Source organism: Allobosea sp. BH3 (assembly GCF_025499465.1).
In the GTDB taxonomy this organism is placed as follows: Bacteria; Pseudomonadota; Alphaproteobacteria; order Rhizobiales; family Beijerinckiaceae; genus Allobosea.
The window spans coordinates 554,088-570,968 of sequence record NZ_JAIMCA010000005.1 but is presented as its reverse complement, the minus strand read 5'-3'; the positions used below and the strand labels follow the sequence as shown (position 1 = coordinate 570,968).

Annotated in this window: 10 protein-coding genes; 2 read left to right on the top strand and 8 right to left on the bottom strand. The window is 69.7% G+C overall.

The annotated features are described in order from the left end of the window. Positions 1 to 32 precede the first annotated feature (32 nt). A complete protein-coding gene (locus BoBH3_RS19285; protein ID WP_262332453.1) occupies positions 33 to 1,229 on the top strand; it encodes a multidrug effflux MFS transporter in 1,197 nt (398 codons plus the stop codon). A 129-nt stretch (positions 1,230 to 1,358) separates the two neighbouring features. Here BoBH3_RS19285 and BoBH3_RS19280 read toward each other — a convergent pair whose 3' ends face one another. Then, positions 1,359 to 3,500, bottom strand: coding sequence for a transglycosylase domain-containing protein (locus tag BoBH3_RS19280; RefSeq protein ID WP_410050624.1), 2,142 nt, complete (start codon positions 3,498 to 3,500; stop codon positions 1,359 to 1,361). A 256-nt stretch (positions 3,501 to 3,756) separates the two neighbouring features. Here BoBH3_RS19280 and BoBH3_RS19275 point away from each other — a divergent pair, with 256 nt between their 5' ends. After that, entirely contained in the window at positions 3,757 to 4,152 is a 396-nt protein-coding gene (locus BoBH3_RS19275; RefSeq protein ID WP_262332451.1) for a DoxX family protein, read from the top strand. 112 nt (positions 4,153 to 4,264) lie between these two features. On the opposite strand, the gene trxA is transcribed toward BoBH3_RS19275, so the two are convergent. From trxA to BoBH3_RS19240, 7 genes are all read right to left on the bottom strand, one after another. Then, positions 4,265 to 4,585, bottom strand: a complete 321-nt coding sequence (trxA, locus tag BoBH3_RS19270) for a thioredoxin (RefSeq protein ID WP_038366779.1) — start codon at positions 4,583 to 4,585, stop codon at positions 4,265 to 4,267. Between the two features lie 117 nt (positions 4,586 to 4,702). Continuing rightward, positions 4,703 to 5,362, bottom strand: coding sequence for a DUF1345 domain-containing protein (locus tag BoBH3_RS19265; RefSeq protein WP_262332450.1), 660 nt, complete (start codon positions 5,360 to 5,362; stop codon positions 4,703 to 4,705). Beyond that, the gene (addA, locus tag BoBH3_RS19260; protein ID WP_262332449.1) at positions 5,359 to 8,841 is read right to left on the bottom strand and encodes a double-strand break repair helicase AddA; all 3,483 of its coding nucleotides are present in this window, start codon (positions 8,839 to 8,841) and stop codon (positions 5,359 to 5,361) included. The genes BoBH3_RS19265 and addA overlap by 4 nt, the downstream gene beginning before the upstream one ends. Further along, positions 8,838 to 11,948 (bottom strand): double-strand break repair protein AddB, encoded by a 3,111-nt coding sequence (gene addB, locus BoBH3_RS19255; protein WP_262332448.1) that lies wholly within the window; start codon positions 11,946 to 11,948, stop codon positions 8,838 to 8,840. The genes addA and addB overlap by 4 nt, the downstream gene beginning before the upstream one ends. Further along, entirely contained in the window at positions 11,941 to 12,645 is a 705-nt protein-coding gene (locus BoBH3_RS19250; RefSeq protein WP_262332565.1) for a nucleotidyltransferase family protein, read from the bottom strand. Before BoBH3_RS19250 ends, addB begins: the two co-directional genes overlap by 8 nt. Before the next feature lie 177 nt (positions 12,646 to 12,822). Continuing rightward, positions 12,823 to 14,370, bottom strand: a complete 1,548-nt coding sequence (tsaE, locus tag BoBH3_RS19245; protein WP_262332447.1) for a tRNA (adenosine(37)-N6)-threonylcarbamoyltransferase complex ATPase subunit type 1 TsaE — start codon at positions 14,368 to 14,370, stop codon at positions 12,823 to 12,825. After that, a complete protein-coding gene (locus BoBH3_RS19240) occupies positions 14,367 to 16,847 on the bottom strand; it encodes a sensor histidine kinase (protein ID WP_262332446.1) in 2,481 nt (826 codons plus the stop codon). Before BoBH3_RS19240 ends, tsaE begins: the two co-directional genes overlap by 4 nt. Positions 16,848 to 16,881 lie beyond the last annotated feature (34 nt).

The following is a 16,881-nucleotide window of genomic DNA, read 5'->3' as shown; positions in this document are numbered from 1 at the left end:
CGCAGCCGCGTCGGCCGCACCGGAGTCCGCCCATGAAGCTTCGCCCCGATACGCTGGCGATGACCGCCGTGCTCGCCATGCTGACGGCGCTGGGGCCGCTCTCGACCGATTTCTACCTGCCCTCCCTGCCCGAGATCGTGCGGGTGATGGATACGGACATCGCCGGCGCGCAGGCGACGCTCTCCTCCTTCCTGTTCGGCTTCGCCGCCGGGCAGATCTTCTGGGGGCCGCTCTCCGACAGGCTCGGCCGCAAGCCCATCCTGTTCGCGGGCCTCGCCCTCTTCGGCCTCGCGACGCTCGCCTGCGCAATGGCGCCGTCGGTCGAGGCGCTGACGGTTGCGCGGGCGCTGCAGGCACTCGGCGCCTCGGGTCCGATCGTGCTCGGACGCGCCATGGTGCGGGACCTCTATGACGGCCCGCGCGCGGGGCGCGAACTCGCCCGCATGGGCATGATCATGGGCCTCGTGCCAGCGGTGGCCCCGGTGCTCGGCGGCGTGCTGCAGGCCGCCTTCGGCTGGCGCTCGACCTTCATCGCCTCGCTGGTCTTCGCGGTCGGCCTCGCCACCGTCATCGCCACGGTGATGCCGGAGACCTTGCGCCAGCGCTCGCCGCAGCCGCTTTCGCTCGTCACGATCTTCCGCGGCTTCGGCGTGCTGCTGAAGAACCGCGCCTTCCGTGTCTATGTCGGGCTAACGTCGCTCTGCTACGCCGGGCTCTTCGCCTTCATCTCCGGCTCTTCCTTCGTGCTGATCGACATCTACGGGCTGACGCCGGTGCAATACGGCCTCGCCTTCGGCTTCGCCGTGCTCGGCTACATCAGCGGGACGATCATCGCGCAGCGACTGGTCGGCCGGCGCGGCATGGACGGCGTCATCTCGCTGGGCGTCACCTGCCTCGCCATCGGCGGGCTCGTCATGCTCGTCTGCGTCCTCTCCGGCTTCGGCGGGGCGGCCGGCGTGGTCGTGCCGATGGCGCTCTATACCTGCGGTGTCGGGCTTGCCATGCCGCAGTCCCAGGCCTCGGCGATGATGCCCTTTCCGGATCGTGCCGGGGCGGCCTCCTCGCTCAACGGGCTCTGCCAGATGCTACTCTCGGCCTGCGTCGGGCTGCTGGTCGGCCATCTGCTGAAGCGCGGCGCGCTGCCGCTGCCGCTGGTGATCGCGGCCATCGGCGTCGCAGCCTTCATGCTGTTCCGCGCCTCGCGCGCGGTCCGCGCGGCGAAGGGCTAGAGGGCCTGCCCCCTGCCGTCATGCTCGGGCTTGACCCGAGCATCTCAGGACGGAAGGAGCGGCCTTTCCGGCGAGAGCTTCTCGGGTCAAGACCGAGAATGACGCCCCGGGGGAATGACGGAGAGGTTCCTACCCGCCGAACAACCGCTCGAAGAAGTTGCGCTCCTGCGGCGGCGGGCGCACCCAGGCGCGGTCGCCCTCCGGCGGCGCGGGCATGCGCGCATCGGCTACCGGTGCGCCGTCCCCGATCGTGGTGCGCGGCGCGCCGTGCCAGAAGCCACCGGGCAGCGGCACGGGCTGGGCGCCGGCATGGGCAGCCTTCATGAACTTGCCCCAGACCTCGCCGGGCAGGCCGCTCCCGCTGACGCGCTTCATCGCCGAGTTGTCGTCATTGCCGACCCAGACGGCGGTGACGAGACGTGCCGTGAAGCCGACGAACCAGGCGTCGCGGAAATCCTGCGTGGTGCCGGATTTGCCGCCGACCTCCCAGCCCGGGATGTTGAACTTGCTGCCGGTGCCGCCGTTCATGACGCCGTTGAACATCGTGTCCATCATCGCGAGCGGCTGTTGCTGGATGACCGGGCCGAAGCCGGTCGCCTTGCGGGCGTAGACGACCTTGCCATTGGTCTGCCGGACCTCGCGGATGACGTAAGGCAGCACCGACTGCCCGCCATTGGCGAAGCTGGCATAGGCCGCAGTGATCTCCAGCGGCGTCACCTCCGAGGTGCCGAGCGCCAGCGAGAGATTGGGCTGCAGCGCCGCGGTGATGCCGAGGCGCTGGGCCGTGCGTATGACCTCCTTCGGCGTCACCTCCTGGATCAGCCGGGCGGCGACCGTGTTGAGCGAATGCGCCATCGCCGTCTGCAGCGTCACCGGGCCGCGATAGGTGCGCGAATAGTTTTCCGGCTCCCAACCCTTGATCGAGACCGGCGCGTCGTCACGGATCGTGTCCGGCGTCAGCCCCTTCTCAAGCGCGGTGAGGTAGACGAAGGGCTTGAAGGAGGAGCCCGGCTGGCGCTTGGCCGCAGTCGCGCGGTTGAATTGACTCTTGGTGTAGTCGCGCCCGCCAATCAGGGCGCGGATCGCGCCGTCCGGCGCGAGCGAGACGACGGCGCCCTGCGTGGCGTTGAGCTTGGCGCCTTGCGCCGAGAGCGCCTCGACCAGGATGGTCTCGGCCGAGCTCTGCAGCTTGGTGTCGAGCGTGGTGAGCACCGTCACGTCGCCATCGACCGCGCCGATGAAGTCGTCGAGCACGTCCATCACGTAGTCGGCCGCGTAGTTGACCGAGCCGGCACCGACGCGCTCGGGCACCTCGGCGGGCGCGGTGAGCGCGTTTTTGGCGGCCTGCTGCGAGATGAAGCCCTGATCGGCCATCGCCGCGACCACGAGCTGGGCGCGTTTCTCGGCCAGATCGGGATTGCGGTTGGGGGCCAGCCGCGACGGGGCCTGGACAAGGCCGGCGAGCATCGCCGCCTCGGCGATCGTGACGGAGCGCGCGGATTTGTTGAAATAGCGCTGCGCCGCCGCCTCGACGCCATAGGCGCCGGAGCCGAAATAGACCCGGTTGAGATAGAGCTCGAGGATCTGGTCCTTGGTGTAGGTGCGCTCCAGCCAGAGCGCCAGGATCGCCTCCTGGATCTTGCGGGCGGCGGTGCGCTCCTGCGTCAGGAAGAGGTTCTTGGCGAGCTGCTGGGTCAGCGTCGAGCCACCCTGGACGCCGCCGGTGCGGCGCACATTGTTGACGACGGCGCGGGTCAGGCCGATCGGGTCGATGCCGAAATGGTCGTAGAAGCGCCTGTCCTCGATGGCGACGAAGGCCTTGGGCAGATAGGGCGGAATCTCGCCGATGGTGATGGTGCGGCCACCCGTCTCGCCGCGGTTGGCGAGCAGCGAGCCATCGGCGGCGAGGATCGCGATGTTCGGCGGCCGCTTGGGAACGGTGAGCTGGTCGATCGGCGGCAGCTGCGCGGCGTGGTAGGCGATGAAGCCGCCGAGCCCGATGGCGCACCAAAGCCCGACCACCAGCGTCCAGTAGAACAGCGAGCCGAGCAGCGAGCGCCGGCGGCGGCCACGGCGCCTGCCGCCCCCTCCCCCGCCGCGCCTGTTGCGCACATAGGGCTCATGACGGGGCGCCGGGCGGGCCGGAGCGCGGTGGTGGCGGACAGGGCGGTCATCTTCGGAAATGTGCATGTCGAAATCGTCGCGGCTTTCGCCACGCCCGCGGTCAAAGGACGGCTCGCGCCGTTCATCGCGTCTGATACGGTCGTTCATCCTGCCCCGTTTCGGCCGCCAAGTTCGTTACCAAGCCGCCCGCCATGTGGTCAGGTCACACAGGATTCAAACATGGCGCTTTTAAGGGTTCGTAAAGGCTGCGGCCTCGCGCGCACAATGCGGATGTCGCGAGAACGTGATCGAACTTGCAAATGCGCAAGCGAAAGAGTGGGCTATCTGGATATTGCGCAAGTTCATAGGCCTCGCCTAGAACGACGCTAACGCCCCGTACACCACTCTACAGAAGGACCCCTGCATGCTGTCTCTGGATTCGCTTAGCCGCTTCTCGCCCTATGCTCTCGCGCTTCTGCGCATCTTCACGGCGCTGAGCTTCATCTCGCACGGCACGCAGAAGATTTTCGGTTTCCCCGTTCCGCCGTCCTGGGGCATGCCCGGCATGTTCTCGCTGCCCTGGATCGCCGGCGTGCTGGAGATCGTCGGCGGCACGCTCATTCTGATCGGCTTCATGACCCGCCCGGCGGCCTTCGTGCTCTCGGGCCTGATGGCCTTCGCCTACTGGATGGCGCATGGCTCCAAGGGCTTCTACCCGCTGCTGAACGGCGGCGAGGCGGCGATGCTGTTCTCCTTCATCTTCCTCTACATCGCGACCGTCGGCCCGGGCGCCTTCGCGCTCGATTCGCGCAAGCGCTGAGTTCCGCGCCACGCCGCCAAAGAAAGAGCCCGCTTCCTTCCGGAAGCGGGCTCTTTTTGTATCCGCCTGGCCGTCACGCTCGGGGCAAGCCCGAGAATGACGTAGGCAAAAGTCAGACGGCTGCGGAAATCCAGCGCGAGAGATCGCTCTTGGGCGCAGCGCCGACCTTCTGCGAGGCCAGCTTGCCATCCTTGAACAGCATCAGCGTCGGGATCGAGCGGATGCCGAACTGGGCCGGAATCTGCTGATTCTCGTCGACATTCATCTTGACGATCTTGACCTTGCCGTTCAGCTCGGTCGCGATCTCCTCGAGCGCCGGGCCGATCATGCGGCAGGGGCCGCACCATTCCGCCCAGAAATCCACGACAACCGGCTCGGAGGATTTCAGCACGTCGGCCTCGAAGCTCTGATCGGTAACCTTGCTCGTTGCCATGACTGGCTGCCTTTCGGTTTCAATGGGGGACAGTGCCACCCTTCGCCAGCGAAGCTATGAACGCCGGCCCCTCCGGTCAAGGCGCGCGCCATGCAGGGCGGAATCGCCCCACAGGCGTCACGAGCCGGCGGAAACCAGGCTGGCCCCCACATTGATGGCGAGCGCCAGGATGCTGGTGTTGAAGAGGAAGGAGAGGATGGAGTGCGCCAGCACGACGCCACGCGCCTCCCGCGTCGTCACGCCGACATCCGACGTCTGAGAGGTGCAGCCGATCGTGTAGGCGAAATACAGGAAATCGACATAGTCGGGCTTCGTCTTGCCGGGGAATTCGAGGCAGGGCTCGGCCTTGCCGTGGCGGTAGTAGATGCCGGCATAGTGCAGCGTGAAGAAGGCGTGCAGCAGCGCCCAGGAACACAGGATCGTGACGCCACCGAAGGCGAGATGGATGCCGCGTTCGTCGGGCTGCAGGGCAGAAAGCCCGGTCAACTGGACCAGGATCGCGACCAAGCTCGTCACCGCCGCGAGGCAGGCGATCACAAGAATCGCGACGGCGCCCTCGTCCTGCCGCTCGGCCCTGGCGCGAATCTGATCGACTGTTTCCCCGAAGATGGTGGAGGCGAGCAGGCCCAGATAGAAGATCGCGCCGACATCCCAGACGATCAGAAAGCGCGTCGCCCAGCGCCACTCCCCCGGCAACAGCACCGCGAGCACGGCTCCGAATGCCAGGGCGATCAGAAGGCGGGGACGCAGCAGGAGCGAGCGCGGCAGAAACCTCATGGCCCGGGTGCTCCGTACGCGCCGCCGCCGGACGCAGCCGCCAGCCCGGCCAGCGCCGCATCCAACCGTTCATCGGCGAGCTCGAAATGCGCGAGGCTCGCCGTATAGACCGCCAGCGCCCGCACGGCCCGGCCGGGGTAGATTTCGCGCATCAGCGCCGCATAGGCGGCGAGCTGGGCGAGCGTCGCCGGCGGAATAGCGCCGGCATCGACAGGCGGGCGGGCCGTCGTCTTGAAATCGGCGATGACGACGCTGTCGTGCGTGACCGCCAGCCTGTCGATGCGGCCGGAGACGGGGCGGCGCGTGCCGTCCGGCAGCGCGATCAGGCCGGCGACCGGCACCTCCGCCAGCGCGTTCTCCCCGAAGAGATCGGCGAGGCCGGGCGCCGCCAGAAGCCGCAGCGCGTCCGCGACGATCACGTCACGGCGTTCCGACCGCAGAGCGCCGCCACGCGCCTGAGCCAAGGCGTCGGCCGTCGCTGCCCGACGCTCGGCCGGCACGTCCGGCAGGAGCTGCAACAGGAGATGCGCCAGCCGGCCGGCGGAGGCGGCTTCCGCGAGGAAGGGGCCGTCGCCCGGCCGCTCCTCGGCATCGGCGGCCGAAAGCGCACTGGAGGGCTTCAGCGGCGGCGCCGGCTCGGCCTCGCGCGCGACCTGCCTTGTCAGCCATGCGGGCGGCGCGGGTATGGGCATGGTCGCCTTCGGCTCCGGCGCCTCATGCGGCGCGGGCGGCGTGACCATGAAGCGCCGGATGGCGTCCTCGCCCTCCCCGATCTCGCGCAGGCCGGACTGCGATTGCGCCAGCCCCTGCTCGATCATCGCGTACCAGCTGCCCTCCGGCACCTCGCCCTTGGCCTGCACGCCGCAGACGATCAGCCTGTCCTCGGCGCGGGTCATGGCGACGTAGAGCAGGCGGTGATGCTCCTCGACCATCTGCTCCACCACCCTGCCCTTGGCGCCGGTGGTGGCATCGGTGTCCTCCGCGCTGGCGGGCGGCCAGATCGGGACGAGCTCGCCCTTGACCGGCACGGCGAGGATCTTCGGCAGGCGCTTCGCACCGGGCTGCGGACCGAGATCGGCGAGGATGACGATACGCGCCTCCAGCCCCTTCGAGCCGTGAACGGTCATGACTCGGACCTCGCCGGCGCTGGCGGAGAGGTCCCGCTTCACATCGGCCGCACTGCCCGCGACATGCTGGAGGAAGCCTGCGAGCGAGGGACCGTAGCGGCGCTCATGGTCGAGGGCGGCGTTGAGGAAGGCATCGAGGGCATCGCCGGCTTCCGCGCCGAGCCGCGCCAGCGCGAGATTGCGCCCGCCGCCGGGGCCGAGCAGCCCGGCGAAGAAGCGGAACGGTCCGGAACGGCCGGCTTCCCTGGCCCAGCCAGCGAGCTTCGCCTCGGCAGCCCCATAGCGCGGCTCGCTCGCGGCGGCCTCCTGCAGGGCGGCGCGCAGAGAGCCCTCGCGGCCGGGCGCGAGCCGCAGCAGGTCGTCGTCGTTCAGGTCGATCAGCGGCGTCTTCAGCGCGGTGGCGAGCGTGAGATCGTCATCCGGCAGCAGCAGCGCGCGGCCGAGCACGACGAGGTCCTCCACCGCCGGATGCTCGGCGAGCGTCAGCCGGTCGCGGCCGGCGACCGGGACGCCGGCATCCTTCAGCGCCTTGACGATGGCTTCGAACAGGGCACCGCGCTGACGCAGCAGGATCATCACGTCGCCCGCCGCGAAGGGATTGCCGAGATCGTCCCGCCCCGCCTGATGCCAGCGCCGCAGCGTGTTCGCGATGCGCTCGGCGAGCTTCACCGTGCCGCTGCGGCGCTCGGGCGCATCGACCGGCGTCGTCCAGGCATCGGGCGGCTCGCCCGTATCGTTGACGGAAACCGGCCAGATATCGACCGTGCCGGGCGCGGCGTCGCGCACCGTCGCATGCACCTCCGGCCGTTCCGCACCATCGAAAACGAGGCCGCGCGCATGCTCGCGGACGGCGAAGACGGCATCGACCGCCTGCATGATATCCGGCGCCGAGCGGAAGGAGGTGTTGAGGCTGATCGCCTCGAAGCTCAGCTCCGCGCCTCTGATCCTCTGGCCGAGCGCGTGTCGCTCCGCGCCGAAGGCAGCGGGTGCGGCGCCCTGGAAGCCGTAGATCGACTGCTTCTCGTCGCCGACGACGAAGATGGTGCGTGGCTTCATCCCGAGGTCGCGGCCGCTGGTGAACTCCTCGGCGAGCTTGCGCAGGATCGCCCATTGCGCCTCGCCGGTGTCCTGCGCCTCGTCGAGCAGGATGTGGTCGATGCCGGCATCGAGCTTGTAGAGCACCCAGGCGGCCTCGACCCGCTCCAGCAGCGAGCGCGTGCGCGCGATCAGGTCGTCGTAATCGAGGAGCGAGCGCAGGCTCTTCTGGCGCTGGTAGGAGGCGAGCATCCGCGTCACCAGCAGGGCCAGAGCGGCGCTTCGGTCGCGGATGGCGACGGCGTTCAATTGATCCGCCGCGGCGAGCACGCAGTCGCCCAGCGCTTCCAGCGTATCGAGGAGCCCGCCGTCGAAAGCGGAGCCGCCGCGGCCGCGCACATTGGAGTTGATCGTGCCCTCGCCGGTGATGAAGCCGACGCGAGCGAAGGCGACGGGATCGCCATCGTCCTGCCCGGCGAGCAGGGTGCGCAACCGCGCGGCGAATTTCTGGCGGGTGTCGCTGCCGGCCTGCAACGCCTCGATCAAGGCCTGCAGCCCGGGCAGAGCCGCGAAATCGGCCCGGAAGCCGGCCTTCACGGTGTCCGGCGCGAGATCGGACGCGATGCCGAGGAAGGCGGCGATGCCCGCCTTCATCTCCGCCGCATCGCGGGCGCGGCCGTTCTCGTCGCTGAACAAAGCGCGCTGGCGCAGCGCCTCCTGCACCATGCTCTCGAAGCTATCCTGTGCGGCGAGCTGCGCCAGCAGATCGAGCGCCTGCGCTTCCGGCCCCTGCGGATCGGCTGCGACCAGCCCCAGCAATTCTCGGCGCGCCTCGCGCAGCATCTCGGCCTGGGCCAGATCGTCGGCCACCTCGAAGCGGGGCGGCACGTTCGCCTCGAAGGGCGCCGCCTGCAGCACGCGCGTGCAGAAGGCGTGGATCGTCTCGATTCTGAGGCCGCCCGGTGTCTCCAGCGCCTCGGCGAAGAGGCGGCGAGCCTTGGCGCGCTCGGCCGCGGTCGGGGCGCGGCCCGTCAGCTCGGTCAGTTCCTTGGCGAGCGCCGCCTCCTCCAGCGTCGCCCAGGTGCCCAGCGCTTTGAAGATGCGGTTCGCCATGTTGGCGGCCGCGGCCTTCGTATAGGTGATGCAGAGCATCCGGCCCGGCTTGACGCCGTCCAGCAGCAGCCGCAGCACCCGGTTGACCAGCACATGGGTCTTGCCCGAACCGGCATTGGCCGAGACCCAGGCGGAGAGACCCGGATCGGCGGCCCGCGCCTGCCGCTGGCGCGTCTGCTCGGGTATGTTCCAGCCCGGCTTCACGCCTCGCCCCCCTCATCCCCGCCGGGCGCGGCCGACCATTCCTTGACGCGGGCGAGATGGTCGTAAGGGCTGGCGTATTTGATGTAGTCCGGCGCGCGGCGCGAGACATAGGCCTCCGCGCCGGAGCGCAGCCTGCCGAGATGATCGAGCAGCCGTTCGAGATGGCGGGCGGCGACATCGGCCAGAGTCTCGTCGCCAAATTTGAGAGGCGCGCTCGTTGCCCAGCCCTTCGGATCGTGATGGAGCTTCACATAAAGGACTTCGTCGACCGGCAGCGCCCCGCCCAACCCCTTGAAGCCGGCGCGCGCGGCCAGATCCGCCTCCAGCGTCAATTGCGGGGCGAAGCCCTTCTCGACCTGCTTCTTCGAGGGTGGCGCGCCGGTCTTGAAATCGACGATGCGCAGGGACGGCGTCCGCGTCAGCTCGATGCGGTCCGCCTTGCCGCTGAGGCGGAATTCGCTGCCATCGGAAAGAGGAAAGCTCGCGGCCGTGAAGAGCTCGACGCCGATGCGGGCGATGGCGTCGCGCCTGCGCTGCTCCCAATGAATGAAGTGCCCGGCCGTCAGCAGGAAGCGCGGCCACCAGAAGGCGCGCACCTCCGGCACGTCGTCATAGTCGCGGAAGAGGCGGTTGCCGATGCCGATCAACTGGCCCAGCGCATCGGCCGGCAGCCCTTCGGGATAGGTCGTGGTGAAGGTCTCGACGATGGCGTGCAGGAGCTTGCCGCGGTCCTGCGCAGTCGGGTCCTCGATCAGTTCGTCGAGGGCGTCGAGCCTCAGGATCTTGCGGGCGTGGATCTGGTAGGGGTCGCGATAAAGCGTCTCGACCTCGGTGACGCTGAGCGAAAGCGGCTGGAGTTCGCGCGGCGGACGCGGCTCCGGCCGGGAAATCGGCCTCACATCGGCCGGGGCCGCGCTGAGCAGGGTTGCGAGCCCGCGCAGGCGCCCGCCCTCGGCCAGCGCCTGCTTCCAGACGGCTTCCGGCGTCACCGCCTGCAGACGCTGCCAGAAGCGCGAGGCGATGGTCTCGGCCTCCCCAGCCTTGCGCGGACGCGTCAGCGTGACCTGCGGCGCCATCAGGGCCTGCACGAAGTCATGCGCGGTCTGGCCGACGCGGCGCTCCGGCGGGGAAAGGCCGAGTTCGGCGCGCATCGGCCGGTTGATGAAGGAATCGGTCGTGGTCTGCGGCGGCCAGACCGTCTCGTTCAAGCCACCGAGCACGATATGGTCGGCTTCGAGCAGGCGCGCTTCGAGCAGCCCCCAGATCGCGACGCGGGGATGGCCCGCCGCCTTGCGCGCCACCGCGCGCTCGGCCAGCAACCCGTCGAGGATCGCGACGAAATCCTGTGCCCGCCCGCCCGGCGGCATCACGGCCTCGGCGGCGGCGAGCTCGTCGAACAGCCCGGCCAGCGCCTCGCCATCCGGCCCGATGAAGACGAGCGGAGCGCCGGCCTCGGTCGCGCTCAGCGCCATCACGGCCTCGCGCGCAGCCGCGACGACCGCAGCCAGCGACGGCTCTTCGAGGAAGAGCGCTGCGAGCAGCGGAGCGGTGGCCGCTTCCAGCGCGCGGAGCAGTTGGCCCGCGGCGGCACGGTCTTCCGGACCGAGCCGCGCGCGAGGGCGGGGCACATGCCCGTTTTCCCGCAATGCGTCCCAGCCATCGAGCGTGACATGAAGGCCGGCGAGCCCCCGCCCGACGGCATTGCCGCGCCAGCAGCCGATCTCCAGCGCCGCTGCGCCGCGCGTCAGCGCCTCGCGGCTCAGGCCCAGCCGGCAGAGCGGATGGGCGAAGAGCGGCACGAGCGTGGCTGGCGTCATCTGTGCCAGCGCCGCCTCCAGCACCAGCCGGAGCAGCGAGCCGGCGGGCCAGCGGCCAAGCGGCACACCCGCGGAATCGTCGACCTCGACGCCCCAGCGCACCAGCTCGACCGCGACGCGTTCGGCCAGCCCCCGGTCGGGCGTCACCAGCGCGGCCCGGGCTCCCGGCCGCTCCAGCGTCTCTCGCAACGCGATTGCTACGGCCAGCGCTTCCTCGCGCTCGTCGGCGGCCTCGACGACGCGCAGCGTTCGCAGGCCGTCGCTGGCGACATCCAACGGGATGCGCGTCCGGATATCCGACCAGAGTTCGGTGACGGAGGCGGGAAGCATCGCCTCGCGCAGCAGCCGTGCGCGGGCATCGCGGACGGCGTCGGGCCTCGCCAGCTCGCGCACATCGGCCCGCTCGGCGGCGAGTTCTCCCATCAGATGGTGCAGCGCCGCCTGCGGATGGGAGGATGCCGGCTCCTTGGCGATGGCGTCCCAGACGCGATCGCCCAGCTCGAGATCGATGCCGGGCAGCACGACCGCGCCGTTCGGCAGGCGGGCGATGGCCGAGAGCAGCCGCGCCGTCGCGGGCACGGTACCGGTCGAGCCCGCCGCGATGATCGGCCCTTTCGCCCCGCCGGCGAGAAGCCGCTCGCGCTCGGCGGCCAGCATGCGATTGCGGAAGGCAGCCGGATCGACGGCGCCACGCTCCCCGAGAATCTGCGGCCAGGCTTCGCCCAGAATGGCGAGGAAGCTGGCATTGAGCTGCCAGACCTTGTCGAAGCGGGCGGCATCGAGATGGGCCAACTTCTCGACCGGCACGTCCTCGGTCTGCATCTGGTCGAGCAGGGCGGCAAGGTCTCCGGCGAGCCCATAGGCTTCGCCCAGCGTCGCCGGCACCAGCGAAGGCTCGGAAGGGTCGAGCCGGAGATGGCTGCGATTGGCGGTGCGGCCCCAGGCGTCCACCAGCCGCGTCAGCAGCATGCGACGCGCCAGCGGCTCGATCGGCGCGACGCGCTCCTCGGCCCAGGCGCCGGAGCCGATCAGCGCCGTCTCGGCCTCGTCGACATCACCAAGCGGGACGATACGCGGCAGCAGAAGCGGCTTGCCTCCGAGCTTCTCGGCCAGGATCGCCGTGAAGGCGCGGGCGGCGCGACGCGTCGGCAGGTAGAGCGTGGCGCGAGCCATCGCCGCGGGATCGTCCGGGTCATGGACCGGGCCGAGGCGCCCGTCGAGCATCGCCTGCGCCAGCACCTCCAGGAAGGAGGCGCCGGCCGGGATGCTGAACAGGTTGAGCTCAGGCATCGACCGGCTGGGCGGCGAGCGCGGCCTCGGCCGGGGCAATGGCCTGCGGCGTGCCGACATGCAGCCAGCGCCCCTCCAGCCGCTCGCCGTAAAGGCGGCCGGCGGCGATGGCCCGGTCGAAGAGCAGATTGAGCGAGAACGGGCCGTCCGGCGTGTCCGCGAAGAGCGCGGGCTTCAGGATCGCGACGCCGGCATAGATCCAGGGCGCGCTCTGCGCCTTGCCGCGCCGGGCGAGGCGGCCGTCATCGCCGAGGAAAAAATCGCCCGCGCCATCGAAGCCGAGGCTGGTTTCGCGGTCCGCCAGCAGCAGGAGGATGTCCATGCGCTGCGGGTCCCAGGCCTGCGCCAAGGCGGCCAGCGCCGGCCGGCCGGTCTCGCGCCAGAGCGCATCGGAATTGGTGTGGAAGAAGGGGGCGGAGCCGAGCAGAGGCAGCGCCTTCTTCACCCCGCCGCCGGTTTCCAGCAATTCGGCACGCTCGTCGGAGATGGTGATGCGCGGGCGGGCGCGGCCGGCGAGATGGGCCTCGACCTTGCCGGCGAGATGATGGACGTTCACGACCGCTTCCTCGATGCCGGCGTCAGCCAGCCGGTCGAGCATATGATCCAGCATCGTCCTGCCGGCGATCGTCACCAGCGGCTTCGGCAGGGTGTCAGTGATGGGGCGCATGCGCTGCCCGAGCCCGGCCGCCAGAACCATCGCCCGGCGGATCGGCAGCGAAGCGGTCGAGGTCACGCGAATCTCCCTAAGCGGCCGGCCATGAATCATGCTTAGCGCGTCATGGTCGGGCTTGTCCCGACCATCCACGTCTTACTGCGAGAAGGCTTGTGTTCAAGACGTGGATGCTCGCCGCAAGGGCGAGCATGACGAGGAGGTTCACCCCGCCTCGAACAGCTTCGGCATATGCTGCTGATACCAGCCCTTCATCTCGGCCAGCGCCGGATGCTCGAGGTTGCGGCGCAGATAGGCCTCGATGCGCGGCAGGTGCTTGAGATAGCCCGGCTTGCCGTCGCGCTTGTCGAGCCTCGCGAAGATGCCGGCGATCTTGGTGGTGCGCTGGGCGCCGAGGATCGCATAGGCACGGGCGAAATCGGCCAGCGCGAAATCCGGCGTATCCGCCCGCCGCGCCGCGCCATAGGCGGCGAGCAGCCGCAATTCCAGCGAGGCAGGGACATCGACGCGCGCATCCTGCCCCAGCGAGGCGAGGTCATAGGCCGGGTGGCCGAGCAGCGCGTCCTGAAAATCGATCAGGCCGAGCTTCGCGAGACCCTCGCGCTTCTCCAGCCAGATCAGGTTCGGCGAATGGAAATCGCGCAGCGTCCAGGTCGTGGGCGCGGCCAGGATCTCGTCGAAGAGCCGGTTCCAGATGCGCCCGAATTCGGCCTGCGTCACGGCCGGCAGCGTCACGCCCGCGATGTGCGGCGCATACCATTCGAGGATCAGCTCCGTCTCGATGGCGAGCGCCTGCCGGTCATAGACGGGGATGGCATGGTCGCGCCCCTCCGCGACGGGCAGGATCGCAGGCAGGGTGTGGCGGTGGAGATCGGCCAGTAGCAGCGCGGCGGCCTCGTAGCGCTCGCCGATGGGCTGGCGTTCCGCGTCGAGCACGCCGCCGCCCCCGAGGTCCTCGATCAGCAGCAGGCCGGTCGAGAGATCCTCGGCGAAGATTTCAGGGGCCGAATAGCCGAGCGAACGGAGGCCGTGATCCATCGCGACGAAGGCCTCGACGTTCTCGGCGAGATGGGCGAGCGCGCTATAGGGCTTGCCGAGGCGGATCGGCGGCCCGTCCGGGCGCGGCGGCGAGATCATCAGCACGGATGTTTCGCCGTTGGCCCGGGTCAGGCGCTCATAGGCGCGCGTCGAAGCGTCGCCGAGCATGAAGTCGCGCTTCGCCTCGCCCCAGCCGGCGGCGTCTATCAGCCTGCGCGATGCGACCGCGATGGCGAGGCGCTGCTTCCAGAGCACGCCGCCTGACAGGTCCGCGATGCGGCCGGTCTCGGGATTATCGGGGTCCACGTCGAGAAGGATGTCGAGGCGACGCCCGGCCGGCAGGCGCGTGCCGGCCCGGTCCGGCCATTCGACCAGCGTGACGAGCTGCTCGATGTCCTCGATCAGCCCGATGTCGTCGAGTTCGTCGGGCGAGCGCACGCGATAGAGATCGGCATGCAGCACGGTGCCGCGCGGCGTGTCGTAGCTCTGCACGAGGGTGAAGGTCGGACTCGGAGCGTCGAGCGTCGGGTCGTCGGCGAGCGTGCGGAGGATGGCGCGCGCCAGGAACGACTTGCCGGAACCGAGATGGCCGGAGAGCGCAACGATATCGCCCGGCTTGAGGATCGCCGCGATGTCGGCGGCCAACCTCAGCGTCGCCGCCTCGTCGGCCAGCACGAGCCGGTGCATGCCGGCCTTGCGGGCCTCCTCCGTCATTCGGCCGCATCCGAGAGCGAAACGCCCTCAGCCGGGAAGACGGCGGTAACGCGCGTGCCACGGCCCGGCTCGGAATCGAGTTCCACGCGGCCGCCATGCAGCTCGACGATGGAGCGCACGATGGAGAGGCCGAGGCCGACGCCGCGATGGCTGGAGCCCAGCGAATGGCTTTCGAAGCGCTCGAACACCTTCTCGACGACCTCGGCCGGGATGCCACGCCCCTGATCGGCGACGACGATACGGATATCGCCGCCCGTCCGCGTGGCGCCGACCGTGATGGTCTGGCCGGGCGACGAGAAACCGATGGCGTTGGAGAGCAGGTTGAACAGCACCTGCCGCAGGCGCTTGCCGTCAGCGCGCAACGGGCCGGTCAGCGGGTCGATCTGGACCTTGAGGTCGAGCTTGGAGTCGATCAGCCGGTCATGCAGCCCGGCTGTGGCCTGGGCGATGGTGTCGGCGACATCGACATCCTGGATCTCGAGCGTCAGCGCGCCGTTGTCGATGGTGGCGAGGTCGAGGATGTCGTTGATGATGGCCAGCAACGCGCCCGACGAGCGCACGATATGGGCGGTGTAGTCGCGCTGCTTCTCGTTAAGGGAACCGACCGTCTCGGTGCCGAGAAGCTGGGCGAAGCCGATGATGTTGGTGAGCGGCGAGCGCAGCTCGTAGGAGACGTGGTGGACGAAGTCCTCGCGTAGCCGCGAGATCGTCTCCAGCGCCTCGTTCTTGTCGGTCAGCGCCCGCTCGACGTTCACGCTTGCTGTGACGTCGGCGAAGGAGATCAGCGTCGCGCCGTCCGGAAGCGGGGCCGCCGCCATGTCGAGCACCGTGCCGTCGCGCCGCTCCATGCGGCAATTATAGTCCTCCCGGGCGTCGCGCACGCCGGTGACGACGCTATGCAGCTCGCCCCAGACGTCGTCCTGCGGATAGAGCGGCCGGCAGAGCCGGATGACCTCGTCGATATGCGGCGCGCTCGCGGCGAGATCGCCGCCCTGGATGCGCCAGGCCTGGGCGAAGGCCGGGTTGGACAGCCGCAGGCGGCCGTCCGAGCCGAACACGGCGACGCCCTCGCGCAACGAATCCAGCGTCTCGCGCTGGGTGCGGGAGAGCGCGTTGAAGCGGGATTCGAGCGTGAAGCGTTCGGTGACGTCGTCATAGAGATAGGTGACGCCGCCCTGCGGGTTGGGGCTGGCGACGACATGGACGGTGCGCCCGTCGGGCAGATACCACCAGTCCTCGCCGGCGCGCGTCGCGGTGTAGGCCGCGTGGACCCCGGCCTTCCAGCTGCGGTAGTCGCCTAGCTCCGGCAGGCGCCGCTCGGCGCGCAGCCGGTCGAGGATCTCGCCGTCGCTGGGCAGGCCGTCGAGGAAGCCGGGATCGAGCGACCAGAGCGTATCGAAGCCGGAATTGCGATAGACGAGGCGCTGCGTGCCGTCGAACACCGCCACCGCCGTCTTCAGCCGGTCCAGCGTGCGGACATGGGCATCCATCTGGCGCTGGAGATCGGCGCGCACGGCTTCCAGCTCGCTCATGTCGGTGGCGAAACCGGCGAAGCCCGTCGCGACCGGCAGCTCGACGATGTCGAGCGTGCGCCGCTGGCCGGCGACGACCGCCGGCGCACGCGCCGCGAAGCTGCCGCCCTCTCGCCTGGCGCGAGCGGCCGTCTCACGCTCCGCCCGGTCGAGCAGCTCGAGCCCGCCCTTGACCGCCGTGGCCGCATCCGCCGCCTCGACGGCGCGCGCATAGGCCTCGTTGGCCCAGATCAGCTTGCCATCGGGATTGCGCATCCAGGCCGGGTGCGGCAGCCCGGAGAACAGGGAAGCCAGCGCGGCATGATCCCCGGTGACCCGTTCGAGCTCGCCACGCAGCGTCATCACCTGCGCGCGCTCGCCCGTCACCTCGCGGAAGCGGATCACGGCACGGCCGGCGACCGGGCGCCCCTCGACATCGACGAAGGGTCCCGCCTTGCTGCGCAGCGTCAGGTTGAAGGCCTCGCCGCGATCCTTCAGCGCGTCGGTCGCCAGTTCCAGGCGCTTGGCGTCGGCGGGCGCCGCCCAGCTGCCATAAGCCAGCGCCAGCATCGTGCCGGAGGTGCCGAGAAAGCCGCTGTCGCCCTCGAAGACGGGCTGCGCATCGCGGCCATTCCAGCTCACCACGACCTGCGGATCGGCAGCCAGCAGGATCGACAGCCGCTCCTGATGGCTGCGCGCCGCCTCCAAATCAGCCGCGAACCTGGCCTCACGCCGCTGCCAGCGCGCGCGCTCCCGCACATAGAAGAGCGAGGTCGTGGTGGCGAAGACCGTCAGCCCTGCGAGGATCATGGACAGCGCCGCCGTGCTCGTCAGGTCGAGCCTGACCGGGGAGAGCCACCCGCTCTGGGCGAAGGCCGGAGCCGATACGAGATTGAGGCCGAGACCGGAGAGCAGCGCTCGCGGGCGCCAGCCATCACCCCGTTCCTCTCCCACCGTTCGTCTCATCCTGCGCCCGTCTTTTCTCGGCGGCTTTTCGCCG

Excerpts from the sequence above, each read along its gene's own strand:
- BoBH3_RS19285 (WP_262332453.1), top strand. The coding sequence starts at position 33 with ATGAAGCTTCGCCCCGATACGCTGGCGATGACCGCCGTGCTCGCCATG.
- BoBH3_RS19280 (WP_410050624.1), bottom strand. The coding sequence starts at position 3,500 with ATGAACGACCGTATCAGACGCGATGAACGGCGCGAGCCGTCCTTTGAC.
- BoBH3_RS19275 (WP_262332451.1), top strand. The coding sequence starts at position 3,757 with ATGCTGTCTCTGGATTCGCTTAGCCGCTTCTCGCCCTATGCTCTCGCG.
- trxA (WP_038366779.1), bottom strand. The coding sequence starts at position 4,585 with ATGGCAACGAGCAAGGTTACCGATCAGAGCTTCGAGGCCGACGTGCTG.
- BoBH3_RS19265 (WP_262332450.1), bottom strand. The coding sequence starts at position 5,362 with ATGAGGTTTCTGCCGCGCTCGCTCCTGCTGCGTCCCCGCCTTCTGATC.
- addB (WP_262332448.1), bottom strand. The coding sequence starts at position 11,948 with ATGCCTGAGCTCAACCTGTTCAGCATCCCGGCCGGCGCCTCCTTCCTG.
- BoBH3_RS19250 (WP_262332565.1), bottom strand. The coding sequence starts at position 12,645 with ATGGTTCTGGCGGCCGGGCTCGGGCAGCGCATGCGCCCCATCACTGAC.
- tsaE (WP_262332447.1), bottom strand. The coding sequence starts at position 14,370 with ATGACGGAGGAGGCCCGCAAGGCCGGCATGCACCGGCTCGTGCTGGCC.
- BoBH3_RS19240 (WP_262332446.1), bottom strand. The coding sequence starts at position 16,847 with ATGAGACGAACGGTGGGAGAGGAACGGGGTGATGGCTGGCGCCCGCGA.